This window comes from Micromonospora sp. M51 (assembly GCF_018070305.1).
In the GTDB taxonomy this organism is placed as follows: domain Bacteria; phylum Actinomycetota; class Actinomycetes; order Mycobacteriales; family Micromonosporaceae; genus Micromonospora; species Micromonospora parva.
In genome coordinates, this window is sequence record NZ_JAGPXZ010000051.1 from 1 (window position 1) to 15,287 (window position 15,287).

Genomic DNA, 15,287 nt, shown 5'->3' on the forward strand with positions numbered 1-15,287 from the left:
ACCATGGAGACCGCCGTCTTCTACCAGTTCGTGACCGAGGTGCCGCGAGCCGCCGCCATCTGGTCGACCCTGGTCCTGCTGACCCTGGGTCTGCTCACCGTGCTGGCCGCCCGCCCCGAACGGGACCAGCCCGCCGACGACCCGCTCCCGGCCGCGCCCACCGCCCGGGAGGTGGCCGCCGCCGAGGCCGCCGACCTGCGCCGCTACGCCGAGGAGGTGGCCGTCGCCGCGGCCGGCGCGGCGACGACAGCCAGGCGGCGACGCGCCGCCTGGCTGAGCGCCCAGGAGCAGATGGAGCGGGCCTGGACCGGGTACGACGCGGCGGACACCGCCGCGCGTCGCTTCGCGGGCGCCGGGGCGCTGCCCACCCCACGGACCCCGCACACCCCCGCCGAGTACGCGGCCCGGGAGCGCTATCTGCACCGGGCGGCGATGGCGGCGTACTGGCGGGGTGACCTGAGCATGGCGCAGCTCGGTGACGTGTTCGGGCACCGGCACGGCTGGGATCCCCGACGCCACCCGGTCGAGCAGGAGGTGTTGATCAGCCGGGTGGTCCGGGATGCGCGGCTGGCCGACTACCAGGCGGCCGCCGTCCGTGAGCGGGCCGCCTGGCGTGACGCGGAGCTGGCCGCCGAGTCGGCTCGTACCCTCGCCGAGGAGGCGTACGCGGCGGCGGCCCGGCTGCGCCCGCACCCGGTGGCGGCCCGCCGAACGGTGGCGGGGGCGTTGCGCCCGGCCGTCGTGGCACGGTGGCGACCGGCCCGGGCGGGTTGAGCCCGATCTGTGATGTGAGGCCGGTCACGCAATTGTGAAATCGGACGTCCGGCACGAGCCGCGCCATTGTTCCCGCGATTATGGTCGCGTTCTTCGTCGCCTGTCCGGTTGTCGCCCGCAGGCGCGCCCGTAACCGGTTGTCCCATCGAGTCACATCATCGGCAATACGCGCAGAAATTGCCTCGCCGATTGAGGTTTACGCAGGTGAACCCGGCTTGGCAGGGCGCGGAGCCGCCAGTACTGTCGTCCTGTCCGATGCGGTAACCGATCGCAAGACGCGACGCCGCATCGACCCGCTTAATCGTGATCAACGAACCGGGGACCCATCAGTAAGTCCGGGGTGAATCCGCGAGCCACGGCCCGCGGTAGGGCGATCTTCCCGCCCGAATCCGTCAGCTAACCCGGTAGGCGGTGTCGGAAGGAGTCCCATCCTCGTGCAGCACCTTTCCACCCCTCGGTTGTTCCCTCGCCTCCACGGCGCGGCGGTGCACCCGCTCATTCGTCCAGTGACGGTGAGCTGACCCCCCGGGTCATCGCCTTCCCCGCCCGGCCACGCCGGGCGTTCCCCTGAGCGGTTCACCATCCGCGGACCACGGTCCGCGCGCTGGCGCCTGCCCGGATACCGGTCCGGCCCCGGTGTGCCGCTCTCCCCCCGATCCGTGGAGGACCCCGTGAAGCACACCCTGCAGCGTCAGCTCCGCCGCCTCGCCACCGAGCGCCCGTACCAGATCGTTGTCGCCTCCGCCGCGGCTCTCGCCATCGCCACCACCGGCGGTGCCCTGCTCACCACCGCCGACGACGCCCCAGCCGACCAGCGCACCGCGACCACCGTCGCCGAGATGCGCAGCGACGTCGCCGCCTCCCGTGGCGACGTTCGGGACGCGTCCCCCTCGGCCAGCGCCGCGCCGACCACCGCCGCGCCGGCCACCAGCGCCGCGTCCCCCGCCGCGAAGGCCAAGAGCAACCCCGACCTCACCCGTAAGCCGACGCCGCCGAAGCCGCCCGCGACCAAGGTGCTCGACTACGACTACGAGGCGCAGAACACCTACTACAACTGCGGCCCGGCGGCCACCCGCAACGCGCTCAGCGCCGCCGGCATCGACCGCACCCAGGAGGAGCTCGGCGCCGAGCTGGGCACCACCGAGATGGGCACCAACTCGGCCGAGGACACCACCCGGGTGCTCAACGCCGAGGTGAAGGGCTCCCCGTACCGGACCCGGATGTTCCCCAGCGCGCCCAGCCCGGCGCAGATGGACCGCCTCCAGGCCGACGTGGTGAAGGCCATCACCGACGGCCGGGGCGTGGTGGCCAACGTCGTCGGGGACGCCACCGACACCGACGGCGGCTGGCACTCCTACGGCGGCGGGCACTACATCGCCGTCGTGGGCTACAAGGACAACGGTCGCACCGTGCGGATCGCCGACTCGGCCAACGCGGCCGACCCGTCGTACTGGATCACCACCATCGACCTGGCCAACTGGATCACCAGCCGGGGCTACTCCGCCTGACCCGGGCACGCCGAGGACCGCGGGCGTCGTCCCCCACAAGGGGCCGGCGCCCGCGGCGTCTTCGGCGGTGCGGTCAGTAGGTGATGAAGCCGTACAACGCCTTGTGGTTCGACTTTGTCCCGACCACGGTGTGGTCGACGGCGGACGACTGCACACTGCCCCTGACGAACAAGTAGTCGATCTTGCTGGAACCGTTGGTGGCCGCCGACCCGTAGCCGGTCATGCCGTAGCCGCTGAGCGTGCCGGGGGCGATGCCGGTGCGGTTCGCGTCGATGCCCACCACGCGGATCGTCGACGCGTTCAGCAGCGTGGTCGCGTCCGCACCGAGGTGGATGCCGCTGTTGGCGATGCCCCGGTCGCCGTCACCGGCGCAGGCGTTCTGCCGGTTCTCCTGCGGCAGGTGCATCGTCGCGGCGAACACGCTGGTGCCGGTCGCCTTGATGGTGAAGCGCGCCGCGATCGCGCTGGTCCGCTTCCACTTGTAGTAGTCGGTGCTGTCCGGGTCACTGTTCGGCGGCTTGTACAGCGTGCACCCGGCGCCGTTCGCGTACGCCGTGCCCGGCTTGAGCCAACCCGCGCTCCAGTACTTCGAGATGTCGCCACTGGCGAGGTTGAGCGTCCGCTTGTTCCAGATGATGGCGTTGGTCTGCTTCTTCTTCAGGTCGCCGAGCGACTGCGAGCTGCACTTGTGCGTGCTGCCCCACGGCTCCGGGTCGTCCCACGCCACGATCGCCCCGTAGCTGCCCGCCGGGTAGCCGAACTTCGCCGACAGCTGGTCGGCGTACGCCTCGGCCTGGCCGGTGCCGCGCACCTGCTGCACGATCAGGATGTCGGGCGCCACCACGCCGCTGGTGCCCGTGCGACCGGCGTCGTCGACCAGGATCGAGGTCAGGTGGTCCGGTCCGGAGATCCGGGTGCAGCTCCCGTCGGAGTTGTTCACCACCAGGTTCTCGATGTTGTTGTTGTAGACCCGCAGCACCCGGTCGGCCGCCGTGACCGCTGCGCCGTTCGGTGCGGCCACGTCCGATGGCGTCGCGGACGCCCGGTGCGGTACGCCGAGCGTGACGGCTGCCAGTGCCGCGACCAGCGCCGACCCGTACATCCTGTACACAGTGGCTCCCCTCGGGACGGAATCGACAGGTGGCTCTGTCCGTCCGGCCCGGAACTCTACAGTGGATCATTCTTTGGTGGGGGCGGCGTGGATGACGGCTCTCGTACCAGGCCGTGAACCGTGGGAGACTGCGGCCGTGGTGGATGAATCGGGTGGTCAAGCCGGTCGCGGGCGGGTCCTGCTGCTCCTGCACGGGATGGGCACGACCGGGGACGTCTGGTTGCCGTGGGCGCCTCTGCTGGAGCAGCGCTGGGCGGGGCGGTGGCTGGCACCGGACCTCGCCGGCCACGGCTGGGCGGCACCGCTTCAGTCGTACACGTTCGCGGGGTTCGCCGACCGGATAGCGCGCGGCCTGGCGCCCGGCGACCGGCTCGTCGTGCTCGGACATTCGCTGGGCGGGGTGGTCGGCCTCGCGCTGGCCGCCCGCGCCGCCGGTACGCCGGTGGACGCCGTGGTCGGGTTGGGCATCAAGGCCGTCTGGTCACCCGACGAGCTGACCCGCGCCGCCGACCTCGCCGCCCGCCCGATCAGTTGGTTCGCGACCCGCGCCGAGGCGGCGCGCCGCTACCTGCGGGTCTCCGGGCTGGCCGGCCTGGTCCCGCCGGACGACCCGGTGGTGGACGCCGGGCTGCGCCAGGTCGACGGCCGGTGGCGCCTCGCCATGGACCCGACCGCGTTCGCCGTCGGCGAGCCCGACCTGGCCGCGCTGCTGGCGGCGACCGACGCGCCGGTCGTGCTGGCGCGCGGGGAGCACGACCCGATGGTCACCGACGAACAGCTCAAGGAGTACGGCGTGCCGGTGGCCACCCTGCCCGGCCTCGGCCACAACGCGCACGTGGAGGACCCGGCGGCCGTGCTGGCGCTGCTCGACCCGTACCGCTGAGCGGCTATGCCGGGGTGGACGCGGTGAGCGTCTCGGCCGGTGCCAGCTCGCGCCGGGCGGCTGCCAGGAACGCCTCGGCGTACGACTCGGCGGGGAAGTCACCCAGGTAGCGGCGGCGGGTGGCCCAGCGGGCCTCGGCCAACGGGTCGGTGTCCAGCAGTGCGGTGAGCACGTCGTCCACGTTGGACATGTCCCGGCGCAGCACGTAACCGGACCCGGCCAACGGGAAGCGCTCCACGAACCGGTCGCCCTCGCCACCCATGTCGGTGACCGCGTACGGCTTCCCGGAGTAGAGGAAGTCGGAGATCACGCCGGACACGTCGGAGACCAGCGCGTCGGAGGAGTTGACGCACTCGGTGAGGCTCAGCTCCCGAGCCGCCGCGCCGACCACGTGCTGGCGGCCGGTGCGCGCCCGGTCGACGACGAGCAGTTCGGTGAGGCGGCCCAGCTGACGTGCCGACGCCGGGTTCTGCGCGGTGTACGGGTGGGCCCGCAGGATCACCGTCGCGCCGCGCTCCAGCAGCCGCTGCAGCAGCCTCTCCGCCACCGGCAGCGAGCAGTAGTCGGCGTCGGCGTGGTGCCCGGTCCAGGTCGGGGTGTACAGCACCGTGGGGTGTGCCAACCCGCGTGCCGGCTCCGCACGTACCTCGATCGACTCGACCTGTGGGCGACCCACCACCACGAACTTGTCCGCCGGGATCTGCACCCCGGCGCGGGCGTACCTGTCGATCGCCGCCTGCCCGGCCACGAAGATCCGGTCGAAGATCCCCGACACCGGGTTGGCGCTCGGCGCCTTGTCGCTGTCGCCGTGGTGCAGCTGGACGTGGGTGAGCTGGGTGAAGCGGACACAGTGGCTGTTCTTCGCCCCGTGGTTGACGTAGAACGCCACCCGCAGGCTCGGCACCAACGCCTCGTCCATCGCCCCCAGGGTGGGGCAGTAGACGACCGGCGCGTCGGTTGCCGCCGCGATCGGGGCCAGGAACTCTGGTTCGCGCACCACGACCAGGAACGGTCGGCCGATCCGTTCCAGGTACGGCAGCCACATGGTGACCTGGTATTCCGACCCGGGGGGTGCGGAGAAGTAGAGCAGGAACTCCGGGCGGTGCCGGCGCAGCGCGGCGGCCACCGGCCCACCGCCGGCCCGCGGCCGGAACCGTCGCCGGGCCAGGTCCAGTGCGACAGCACCGGCGCCCGCCCCGACCAGCAGGCTGGCGGCCAGCGCCACCCCGGCCGGCAGGGCGAGCGCGGCGGCGAGCGCCAGGGCGGCGAGCAGCCCGAGCAGCGCCGTGCCGAGCTGGCTGGCGACCAGCGGCGTCCAGGCGCGGACCGGCAGGTTGGCCGCCCGGATCTCCAGACTGCCGGCGGTGCGCAGCGGACCCACCAGCAGCACCAGCCCCAGCAGGACCAGCCCGGTGACGACCAGTGCGACGTTGAGCCCGTCGTCCAGCCGCCGGGCGTAGCCGACCAGGATCGCCGCGGCGATCAACGTGGTCTCCGCCACCAGGTCGGCGCCGGGCCGGATCCGCTGCTCGGCGGCCGTGGCGGCCAGCGCGGCGACGGCCAGTGCCAGCCCCCAGCCGGTGGCACCCGTGAGTGCCAGCACGACAAAGGCCAGCACGGCCAACCCGATGGTCAGGCACCGGGCGGCCAGCTTTCGGACCAGGTCGCCGCGCATGTCGCTCCGTTCGTGGTTCCGCCGCCGCCGGCGTCAGTTCGCCGACGTCGCGCCGGCCGGTGCCTCGAGAGGACCCGACCCGGCCTGGGCCGGCACGGTCGGCGTGGGCCCGTCACCGGGCGCCCGGCGTACGTCGATGACCTGACCGGTCAGGTCGGAGATCAGCACGTCCAGCGACGACTGGGCGACGGCCTCGGCGGCGAGCAGGGTGTGCTCCGGCTCCTCGCCGAAGGCCCGGGTCCGCATCGGGGTGGCGGTGCGCTCCGGGTTGATGCAGTTGACCCGGACGCCCACGTCGGCCCACTCGTCGGCGAGCGCCTGGGTGAGGTTGACCAGGGCGGCCTTGGTGGCCGAGTAGAGCGCGTAGCGGGCCCGGCCCCGGGTGTAGGAGCTGGAGGTGTAGAGCAGCAGCTGACCCTTGGTCTGCTGGAGGTACGGCAGGGACTGCCGGGCGATGGTCACCGGGCCGACGAAGTTGACCTGGAGCACCCGGTCCATCGTCTCCTCGTCCATCTCGGCGAGGGCGCCCCGCTCCAGGATCCCGGCGGTGACCACCACGTGGTCGATCCGGCCGGTGGCCTCGAAGGCGGTCGTCAGCGCGGCCTCGACGTCCTCGGCGCGCTCGACGTGGGTGCCGGTGGTGGAGCGGCTGAACGGGAAGACCTGCGCGCCGTAGCGGCGGGCCAGCTCGGCCAGCTCGTGACCGATGCCGTAGCTGCCGCCGAACACCACGATGGTGCGGCCGGTCAGCTCCTCGGCGTAGCTGCGGTGGTCGGTGAGCCGTGGTGCCTGCGCGGCGGCGAGCTGGAAGAGCTTGTCCGCCAGGTGCACGTCGACCGGGTGGGTGACCTTGATGTTCTCGTCGGAACCGTCGATCACCTTGATCGGGGTGCCGGGCAGGTAGCGCAGCACCACGCCGCAGTCGTCGGTGGCGGCGAAGTCCGGGTCACCCTCGGCGATCCGGTACGCCTCACGGATGGTGGGGGAACGGAACGCCTGCGGGGTCTGGCCACGGCGCAGGCGGGAACGCGTCGGGATGTCGGTGATGCAGTCGTTGTCGTCGACCTGGATGATCGTGTCCGCGGAGGGGATGGCCACGTCCACGGCGGCGTAGCTCCAGAGCGCGTTGACGCACTCGCGCACGATCCGGCCGCTGAGCAGCGGACGTACCGCGTCGTGGAAGAGGATGTTGCAGTCCGCCGGGCCGACCGCGTCCAGCGCGATCCGGGTGGTGGCGTTGCGGGTGTCGCCACCCTCGATCACCTTGGTGACCTTGCGCAGGCCGGCCTTCTCGACGATCTGCCGGGCGTCCTCGACGTGGCCGCTGGCCATCAGCACGATGATCTCGTCGATCTCCGGTGCCGCCTCGAAGACCGCAAGGGTGTGCTCGATGATCGGCTTACCGGCGATCTTCAGCAGCTGCTTCGGGATGCCGAGGCCCAGCCGGGTCCCGGTGCCTCCGGCGAGAACCACCGCCACTGTCCGTGAGGGGCGCCACGGCGTCGGGTTCTCCGCTTCGGCGTCCGGGCCAGTGGTCTGGTCCTGCGTCATTGCCGGATCCTCACTCTCAGGGATGCGTTAACGGAAGGTTCCGCCCGAGCGGCGACGGAATGAACCTTAACGCGCGGACCGCGCCGCCCCAACGCGGGCGACGCGGTCCTCGGGGGTGCCATGTCGATGCCGGACGTTCGCGGAACTCTACTTGCTGTTCGCGTACGCCTCGTATGCCCGGATGACCTCGTCGGTGGGGCCGTCCATCCGGATGACGCCCGATTCCAGCCAGATCGTCCGTTCGCAGGTGTCCCGTACGGAGGAGAGCTGGTGGCTGACCAGGAACACCGTTCCCGCGCCCTCGCGCAGCTCCCGCACCCGCTGCTCGCTGCGCTTGCGGAAGCCCTTGTCGCCGGTGGCGAGCGCCTCGTCGATGAGCAGCACGTCGTGCTTCTTGGCGGCGGCGATGGAGAACCGCAGCCGGGCCGCCATGCCGGACGAGTACGTCCGCATCGGCAGGCTGGCGAAGTCACCCCGCTCGTTGATCCCGGAGAAGTCGATGATCCCCGCGGCCTGCTTGGCCACGTCATCGGGATGCATGCCCATGGCCAGGCATCCGAGAACGACGTTGCGCTCCCCGGAGAGGTCGTTGAGCAGGGCGGCGTTGACGCCCAGCAGCGACGGCTGCCCCTGGGTGTGGATGGCGCCCCGGTTGACCGGCAGCAGGCCGGCGATGGCCCGCAGGATGGTGGACTTGCCGGAGCCGTTGCTGCCGATCAGCCCGATCGCCTCGCCCCGGTACGCGGTGAAGGAGATGCCCTTGACCGCGTGCACCTCCCGGACGTTGGGCGCGTGGGTGCGCTTGACCAGCCGGCGCAGCGCGGCCACCGGCGTGGTGCCACCGGCGGCGCCCTGGTGCACCCGGTAGATGATGTGCGCGTCGTCCACGACCACTGTCGGGATGCGTTCCTGCGTCCGGGTCATCGTCGCGTTCGCCTCGGTGTGGGCGTTGAAGTGCTCAACCACGGCCGTACTCCTGTTCGCCGCGCCAGAAGTAGAAGAAACCGCCGATGCCGGCCACCAGCGCCCAACCGGCGCCGACCAGCCAGAGCTGGGTCAGCGACTCGTTGAGCAGCGGTGCCTCCTCAAGCAGCGCGTACCGTGCCAGCTCGATGTAGACCAGGAGCGGGTTGAACTGCACGAGGGTCGTCGCCCAGCCGGGCAGCCGTTCGAAGAGGCTGACGCTGTAGAGCACACCGGAGCCGTACATCCAGGTCCGCATGATGAACGGCATGACCTGCTTCAGGTCGCTCGACTTGGAGCCCAGCCGGGCCACCAGCAGCACCACGCCGGCGTTGAACACCGCCTGCAGCAGCAGGGCCGGCACCAGCAGCAGCCACTCCCAGGTGAGCGGCTCGCCGGTGACCAGCACGATGCCGACGAGCACCACCATCGAGGCCAGCAGTTGCTGGAACTGCGTGATCGTGGTGGACAGCGGCAGGCTGGCGCGGGGGAAGTGCAGCGCTCGAATCAGCCCCAGGTTGCTGCTGATCGACTGCGTGCCGGCCAGGACCGCGCTCTGGGTGAAGTTGAAGATGAACAGCCCGGTGGTCAGGTAGGCGATGAAGTTCGGGATCTCGTTCTGCGCCAGCACCACCCCGAAGATCAGGTAGTAGACCGCCGCGTTGGTCAGCGGGGTGAGCACCTGCCAGAGCTGACCCAGCTTGGCGTTGCTGTACGAGGCGACGAGCTTGGCGTTGGCGTACGCGGCGATGAAGTGCCGGTAGGCCCATAGTCGGCGGCTGTACTCGACGAGGCTGGGGCGCTCACCGGCGACCCGGAGCCCGTGCCGAGCGGCCAGCTGCGCCTGGGTCAGGCCCGTGGCGGGGTCGACCAGCGCGGTGGTGGCCATGGAAATGGCGCTCCGATCTTTCGTGCAGACGGGGGTTGCTCGCGACGATCGCATCCTAGTGGGAAATTTGCGCGGGGCGCCGCCTCGTCGCTGCCAGGACAGTAGTCCGAAACACGTCGGGACGCAACCGTACCGTCGTTGCGCTAGGCTGTGCGGCGTGACCTGCGATAAGAGCCCTCGATGACCACCGAGAAGAGGCGGGCACCGGCCGGCGCGGCGGTGCTGCGCGACGAGATCACCACGGCGATCCGCCGCGCGCTGATGCAGGAGCTCGCCGCTGTCGGCTACGGCCGGCTCTCCATCGAGGCGGTGGCCCGCCGGGCCGGCGTCAGCAAGACGGCGATCTACCGACGGTGGAGCTCGAAGCTCGACCTGGTGCTGGAGATCGTCGCCGCCGCGGCCCACGGCAAGCTCCCCGCGCTGGACACCGGCACGCTGCGCGGTGACCTCGCGCTGCTGTTCCAGGTGGTGGCGCACGCGCTGCGGCACCCGCTGGCGTCGCAGATCATCCCGGACCTGCTGGCCGAGGCCGCCCGCAACCCCACCATCGACGCGACCCTGCGTCAGGTGCTGCACACCCGGCAGCAGGAGATCGGCGGTCGCCTGGTCACCCGGGCCGTACAGCGTGGTGAGCTGCCCGACGACACCGACCTGGACGCCGCCGTCGACCTCATCGTGGGGCCGCTCTACTGGCGGCTCGCCATCGCCCGGCTCCCGCTCACCGACGGCTACCTCGACAACCTGGTCGAGTCCGTGGCGGCCGGGCTCGGCGCCGACAACGTTCTGCCCCGCCCCCGGGCGGCCCCGAGATCGGACTGACCAGCACCCCGACACTCGGTCGCCGGCAGCAGCGGTCGCTCTGCCCGATTCCGCTACGCTGCCCCCTTGACACCCGGCCATCACCGTGCCGAGGCCCCTCATCCGTCTGACGAGTAAGGACGCCCGTGGCCAACGTCGACAGCATCGCCGTAGCGCCCGCCGAACCGGATCCGACGCCCCGGAGCGGGCAGGCACCCCGACCGTCCCGCGCTCGGGGGCTGTCCCGGGTAGGCGCGCTGGTGGCCCACGCCCCGGCGGTGCTCACCGATGGCGCCGTGATCGCGTTCGCCCTCTTCACAGTGCTCTACCACCTGGCCTTCCTGGGGGACCTGCGTCCGTCGGTGACCTTCCGGATCTGGCTGGTGGCCTGTGTGGTGCTCGCGGTGGTGGCCGTGCTGCGCGCCCGCCGCCGCGCCGGCACCCGGACCGACAGCGCCCCGACCGACAGCGCCCCGGCGGCTCCGGAGGAGCCCGACGGTGCGCGGCCCGCCACCGACCGTCGCCTGCTGATCGGCGTTCTGGTCGCCGCCGTGGTGGCCGCCGTCTCCGCCGGTGCGGCCGGTACCAGCATCGACCTCACCTGGTGGATTCCGGCCGTCGCCGGCCTGCTCGCGGCCGTCGGCGGGCTCCTGCTGGTACGCCAGGCGTGGCTGCGCGGCCCGGTGCCCGCCCCGGCCGCCCCGGCGCCCACCGCGGCGCAGTCGGCGTACGCGTTGGTCGTCTCGGTACTGGTCGGCATCTCCTCGTTCTTCATGGCCCGCAACACCCCCGACGACGTCTACTACGTCGGCAAGTCGGTGTGGATCGCCGAGCGTGACCTGATCCCGCTCAACGATTTCCTCTTCTCCGAGAACGTGCTGCCGGCCATGGGCTCGCAGCCGCCCATCCCGTCGATCGAGGTCTTCGACGGCGCGTTCGCCAACGTCGTCGGCATCCACGCCAGTTCGGCCCTCTGGTACGTGCTGTTGCCGATCATGGCGATGCTCGCCGCGCTGGCGCTGTGGCGGTTGACGCACCGGTGGGCCCCGCGCCGTGTGTTGCTCGCCTTCACCGTGGCGATCGCGTACCTGTACCTCGTCGCCGGCGACGATGCCGCACTGGGCACGTTCCACCTGCTCCGGCTGCACGAGGGCAAGGGCATGTTCGTCTCGGCGGTCATCCCGCTGATGTGGCTCTACCTGACCGAGTGGTTCGACACCCGGTCGCGGCGCAGCCTGGTGCTCATCGTGGCGCTCTCGATCACCGCGATCGGGCTCACCAACACCGCGGCGATCATCCTGCCGATGCTCGTCGGCGCCGCCGGCTTCGCCATGCTGCTGGTCGGCCGGTGGAAGGCGGCCGTCGTGGCGGCGGTCGCCGCCCTCGCGTACCCGATCGGCTCGCTGGTGGTCTCCCGCCTGGTGCTCGGCGGGATGACCGCGACCGGCGCGGACGACGCCTTCTTCGACGCGGCGTACACCTATCGGCGGACCCTGCTGTTCGGCGTGGTCGGGGTCATCAGCGGTCTCGCGCTGTGGTGCGGCGCGTTGCTCGCCCGCCGCCGCACGCCCGCGCTGCTCGCCGCCGGCGCCGCACTGGCGTTGAGCGTGTTGTTCGTGCCCGGCGTGCTGGAGGTACTCAGCGCGTTGAGTGGCATCTCGGTGGTGTTGTGGCGGGTGCCGTGGCTGCTCGCCCTGCCGACGCTGATCGGTCTGCTCTGCACCGTGCGTGTGCCGGCACCGAGCCGGGCGCTGCGCCGGGCCGCGTCCGGTGGGATCGCGGTGCTGCTGGTCGCGTCGTTCGCGGTGTTCGCCACCCCGATGTGGTCGTCGAAGAGCTGGGTCGAGGTGCACCCCCGCCCCACCTGGAAACTCCCGCAGCAGCGTCAGGCGATCGCCTTCTGGATCAAGGGTCTGGACCGCCCGGAGGGTCTGCTGCTCGCCCCGAAGACGATCATGCGGACGACGCCGATCGTCACCAGCGAGGTCCGGGTCGTCCTGCCCCGTGACTTCTACCTCGTCGAATACGACCTCAACTCCCAGTTCGCCAAGGACCGACTGTTGCTGTCCGAGTTCGCCGACGGCACCGCCAGCCCGACGCCGGCGGAGCTGACGCCGGCCCTGGACCGCCTGGACGTGGGCACCATCTGCGTCTACAACGGCAACCGGTACGCCCGCGACACCGCGCCGAAGCTGGGCTACCAGGAGTTCGCCAAGCGCCCGAGCCCCGGCGGGATGACCTGCTTCCGGCGGGCCGGCTGACCGCTGCGCCCACCCCACGCGCCCGACCCCGTGCGGGGGTCGGGCGCGTCCCGGGCCGGAATTTTGCCCGAAATGGTGCCGGATACCCGAGCGACACCGAGCTGTCCGCTCGCGTTAAGGTCGCAGTCACACGCAGCGGGCCGCGACTGAGCCACTGCGCGACGGGGGAGTGACGTCGGTCCATCACGGGCACCGCCCGCAACGAAATCTCGTAGGGAGCGAACTCGCTTGTTCGGCACGTTGACAGGACGCCTCGGAGTGGCCGCCCAGAGTGCGCTACTGGTACTGGCCTACCTGGTCATGCTCGTCGCTGGCGTATTCGGTTGGGTCGGCCTGTTCGCCGTCGCCGGGTTGGCCGCCATCATCGGCGAGTTCGCCGTCGCCCGCTGGTCACCGCCGTCGCAGCTGCTGTTGGAGAAGGTGGGCCTGCACTGGTCGTACCGGCAGTTGACGCGGGACCTCGCCGCCGTGCTGCTGGTCGCCGCCGAGGTGCGGCTCAGCGGCGGCGAACTGACCCTGCTGCTCGTACTGCCGGCCGCGGTGTGGGTCGTGTCGGTCTTCGCCGGCGCGTTCTCCACCATGATCGAGCGTCGTAACCCGATCTCCGCCATGGTGCGCAACATCGAGCTGGGTCCACTGTCCAGCGCGCCCACGCCGCCCGCCTGGGCGGCGGCGGTCGCCGGTGACCGGATGCCCCTGCTCAACCTGCTGCTGGTGCCGGCCGGTGTGGCCGCTGCGGTGCAACACGACCCGACGCCGTTCTTCGTGGCCGGTGCGGTGGCGGTCGTGGCGACCGGTCTGGTGGGCGCCATCATCGCGCTGACCTGGCTGCGGGGTCGGGGCGCGGGACAGGGTCCGCTGCTGCCGGCGGTCCAGCGGTGGCTGGACAACTACCGGCCGGAGGTGGCGCTCTACTTCGCCGGCCCGGCCAAGGACGTCTACCAGGCCAACATGTGGCTCGCCCCGACCGAGGCGCTCCAGCAGCGCGCGGTGGTGCTGATGCGCAGCCGGGAGGCGTTCCTGGAGCTGGCCGACACCCGGCTGCCGGTGATCTGCGTACCGGCCGGTGTCGACTTCATGAACCTCGACCTCGGCGGCGTCCGCGCGGCGCTCTACGCCGCCAACGTCGGCGCGAACATCCACATGCTCCGCGAGCCGGGTACGAAGCACGTCTTCGTCGGGCACGGCGACAGCGACAAGCAGGCCAGCGTCAACCCCTACAGCAAGGTGTACGACGAGGTCTGGGTCGCCGGCCTCGCCGGTCGGGAGCGTTACGCGCGAGCCGGTGTGGGGGTCCTCGACTCGGACATCGTCGAGATCGGCCGGCCGCAGCTCGCCGGTGTGCACACCTTCGGCGCCGAGTCGGTGGACCGGCCGTTCACGGTGCTCTACGCGCCCACCTGGGAGGGTTGGCTCGACGACGACCCGTACCACACCTCGCTGGTGTTGATGGGTGAGCGGATCGTCAAGGGGCTGCTGGCCACGAACCCACGGCTGCGCCTGATCTACAAGCCGCACCCGCTCACCGGGTCGCGGTCCAAGGCGGCGAGGGCGGTGCACGAGCGGATCGTCGCCGCGATCCGCGCTGCCGGCGGCGACGCCGACGCGTCCTCGTTGGACGGCACCGCGCACCTGGTGGTCACCGGCCGCACGCCGGCGCTGTTCGACTGCTTCAACCAGACCGACCTGCTGATCAGCGACGTGTCCAGTGTGGTGTCCGACTTCGTGCAGAGCCAGCGGCCGTACGTGGTGGCCAACCCGGCCGGCCTCTCGGAGGACGACTTCCGCCGCGAGTACCCGACGGCTCGGGCCGCGTACCTGCTCTCCAAGGACTGCGGTGAGCTGGAGAAGATCGTGACGGTCACCCGGGCCGGCGACGACCCGATGACCGAGGCCCGCCGGGAGCTGAAGACCTACCTGCTCGGCCCCGCCGAGGCGAACCCGATGGACCGTTTCCAGCAGGAGATCGACCGGCTCTGTCACTGAACTGTTGTCAGTACGGCAGTGCGCCCGGCCCGACACCGTCGGGCCGGGCGCGTTCGCGTCAGCGTGGGTTCGGGTCGGCGTGGGTGCGGGTCGGCGTGCGTGCGGGTTAGCCCACGTTCGGGTCAGCCCAGCAGGGCGGCCACCGCGTCGGGGACCGGAAGGTCCACCGGCAGCGCCCGCGCCGCCACCACCGCGGTGACCGGCAGCGAGCCGTACACGTGCGGGAAGAGCTGACCGCCGCGCGACGGCTCCCACCGCAGCGCGTCGCCCAGTCGCTCCTCCTCGACGCTGAGCAGGGTCAACCCGGTGGCACCGGCGAAGTGTCGCCGTGCCGTCTCCACCACCTGGTCGCCGGAGGAGAGGTGGATGAAACCGTCCTGCCGGTCCACGGCGGAGCCGGCGAAGGCGCCGACGGCGAGCGCGTCGTCCCACTCCGCGCTCGACAGCAGTTTGTAGATCACCACAGCAGCGTACGGGGCGACCGTCGGCGCGCTCGCCCGGTTTTCGCCGGTACCGCCGCGCCCGCCGCCTCCCGCCGGGCATGCTCAGGTCAGAGGCCGCGGAGGGATGGGCGATGCAGAGCTACGACGATGACTGGACCGACAGCCAGCGGGCACTGTACGACGAGTGCTACCGGGCCGGCGGCGAGTGGGCCGAGGACCCGGACACTCCGTCCGACGACGTACAGCACGTGATCAACCTGGCCGAGGCGGACGACGACGCCTTCGACGATGCCGAGATCGACTACCCGCCGCTGGTCGACGCTGTCACCCAGGCCAGCGGGGTCACCGTCACCAGCGTGCCGGCCAGCCACGAGGACCCCGGTTTCCGCGGGTTCACCGACGGCGTCCGGGACGCCACCGCCGAGGACGTCTTCGGCCTTTAGGG

13 protein-coding genes and 1 riboswitch are annotated in these 15,287 nt (G+C 71.5%); of the genes, 7 read left to right on the top strand and 6 right to left on the bottom strand.

Annotation, left to right across the window (positions count from 1 at the left end):
* The first annotated feature begins 3 nt into the window (after nucleotides 1-3).
* Together KBX53_RS05090 and KBX53_RS05095 are read left to right on the top strand one after the other, a co-directional pair.
* Complete coding sequence (locus KBX53_RS05090) at nucleotides 4-774, top strand: hypothetical protein (RefSeq protein ID WP_210857975.1); 771 nt, start codon at nucleotides 4-6, stop codon at nucleotides 772-774.
* A 284-nt stretch (nucleotides 775-1,058) separates the two neighbouring features.
* Nucleotides 1,059-1,200, top strand: a riboswitch (cyclic di-AMP (ydaO/yuaA leader).
* 233 nt (nucleotides 1,201-1,433) lie between these two features.
* Nucleotides 1,434-2,282 (top strand): C39 family peptidase, encoded by an 849-nt coding sequence (locus KBX53_RS05095; RefSeq protein WP_030335825.1) that lies wholly within the window; start codon nucleotides 1,434-1,436, stop codon nucleotides 2,280-2,282.
* A 73-nt stretch (nucleotides 2,283-2,355) separates the two neighbouring features.
* Here KBX53_RS05095 and KBX53_RS05100 read toward each other — a convergent pair whose 3' ends face one another.
* Complete coding sequence (locus KBX53_RS05100; protein ID WP_210857969.1) at nucleotides 2,356-3,393, bottom strand: hypothetical protein; 1,038 nt, start codon at nucleotides 3,391-3,393, stop codon at nucleotides 2,356-2,358.
* Between the two features lie 136 nt (nucleotides 3,394-3,529).
* Between KBX53_RS05100 and KBX53_RS05105 the strand changes: the two genes are divergently transcribed.
* A complete protein-coding gene (locus tag KBX53_RS05105) occupies nucleotides 3,530-4,276 on the top strand; it encodes an alpha/beta fold hydrolase (protein ID WP_030335822.1) in 747 nt (248 codons plus the stop codon).
* Between the two features lie 4 nt (nucleotides 4,277-4,280).
* Here the strand turns inward: KBX53_RS05105 and KBX53_RS05110 are convergent, their stop codons facing one another.
* The 4 genes from KBX53_RS05110 to KBX53_RS05125 form a co-directional block, all read right to left on the bottom strand.
* Nucleotides 4,281-5,951 carry a CDP-glycerol glycerophosphotransferase family protein gene (locus tag KBX53_RS05110; RefSeq protein WP_210857970.1) on the bottom strand — a complete coding sequence of 557 codons (1,671 nt, stop codon included), beginning with the start codon at nucleotides 5,949-5,951 and terminating at the stop codon, nucleotides 4,281-4,283.
* A 33-nt stretch (nucleotides 5,952-5,984) separates the two neighbouring features.
* Nucleotides 5,985-7,502: a bifunctional cytidylyltransferase/SDR family oxidoreductase gene (locus tag KBX53_RS05115; protein WP_210857971.1), complete on the bottom strand. Its 1,518-nt coding sequence runs from the start codon at nucleotides 7,500-7,502 to the stop codon at nucleotides 5,985-5,987.
* Nucleotides 7,503-7,649: 147 nt separating this feature from the next.
* Complete coding sequence (locus KBX53_RS05120) at nucleotides 7,650-8,426, bottom strand: ABC transporter ATP-binding protein (protein WP_036412239.1); 777 nt, start codon at nucleotides 8,424-8,426, stop codon at nucleotides 7,650-7,652.
* A 34-nt stretch (nucleotides 8,427-8,460) separates the two neighbouring features.
* On the bottom strand, nucleotides 8,461-9,354 hold the full coding sequence (locus tag KBX53_RS05125; protein WP_210857972.1) for an ABC transporter permease: 894 nt from the start codon (nucleotides 9,352-9,354) through the stop codon (nucleotides 8,461-8,463).
* A 180-nt stretch (nucleotides 9,355-9,534) separates the two neighbouring features.
* Here KBX53_RS05125 and KBX53_RS05130 point away from each other — a divergent pair, with 180 nt between their 5' ends.
* The 3 genes from KBX53_RS05130 (at nucleotide 9,535) to KBX53_RS05140 (ending at nucleotide 14,399) form a co-directional block, all read left to right on the top strand.
* A complete protein-coding gene (locus KBX53_RS05130) occupies nucleotides 9,535-10,173 on the top strand; it encodes a TetR/AcrR family transcriptional regulator (RefSeq protein WP_210857973.1) in 639 nt (212 codons plus the stop codon).
* 125 nt (nucleotides 10,174-10,298) lie between these two features.
* Nucleotides 10,299-12,413, top strand: a complete 2,115-nt coding sequence (locus tag KBX53_RS05135) for a DUF6077 domain-containing protein (RefSeq protein WP_051708758.1) — start codon at nucleotides 10,299-10,301, stop codon at nucleotides 12,411-12,413.
* 228 nt (nucleotides 12,414-12,641) lie between these two features.
* The gene (locus tag KBX53_RS05140) at nucleotides 12,642-14,399 is read left to right on the top strand and encodes a CDP-glycerol glycerophosphotransferase family protein (protein WP_030335808.1); all 1,758 of its coding nucleotides are present in this window, start codon (nucleotides 12,642-12,644) and stop codon (nucleotides 14,397-14,399) included.
* A 122-nt stretch (nucleotides 14,400-14,521) separates the two neighbouring features.
* Here the strand turns inward: KBX53_RS05140 and KBX53_RS05145 are convergent, their stop codons facing one another.
* On the bottom strand, nucleotides 14,522-14,860 hold the full coding sequence (locus KBX53_RS05145) for a DUF952 domain-containing protein (protein ID WP_210857974.1): 339 nt from the start codon (nucleotides 14,858-14,860) through the stop codon (nucleotides 14,522-14,524).
* Between the two features lie 113 nt (nucleotides 14,861-14,973).
* Here KBX53_RS05145 and KBX53_RS05150 point away from each other — a divergent pair, with 113 nt between their 5' ends.
* The gene (locus tag KBX53_RS05150; RefSeq protein WP_030335804.1) at nucleotides 14,974-15,285 is read left to right on the top strand and encodes a hypothetical protein; all 312 of its coding nucleotides are present in this window, start codon (nucleotides 14,974-14,976) and stop codon (nucleotides 15,283-15,285) included.
* The last annotated feature ends 2 nt before the right edge of the window (nucleotides 15,286-15,287 follow it).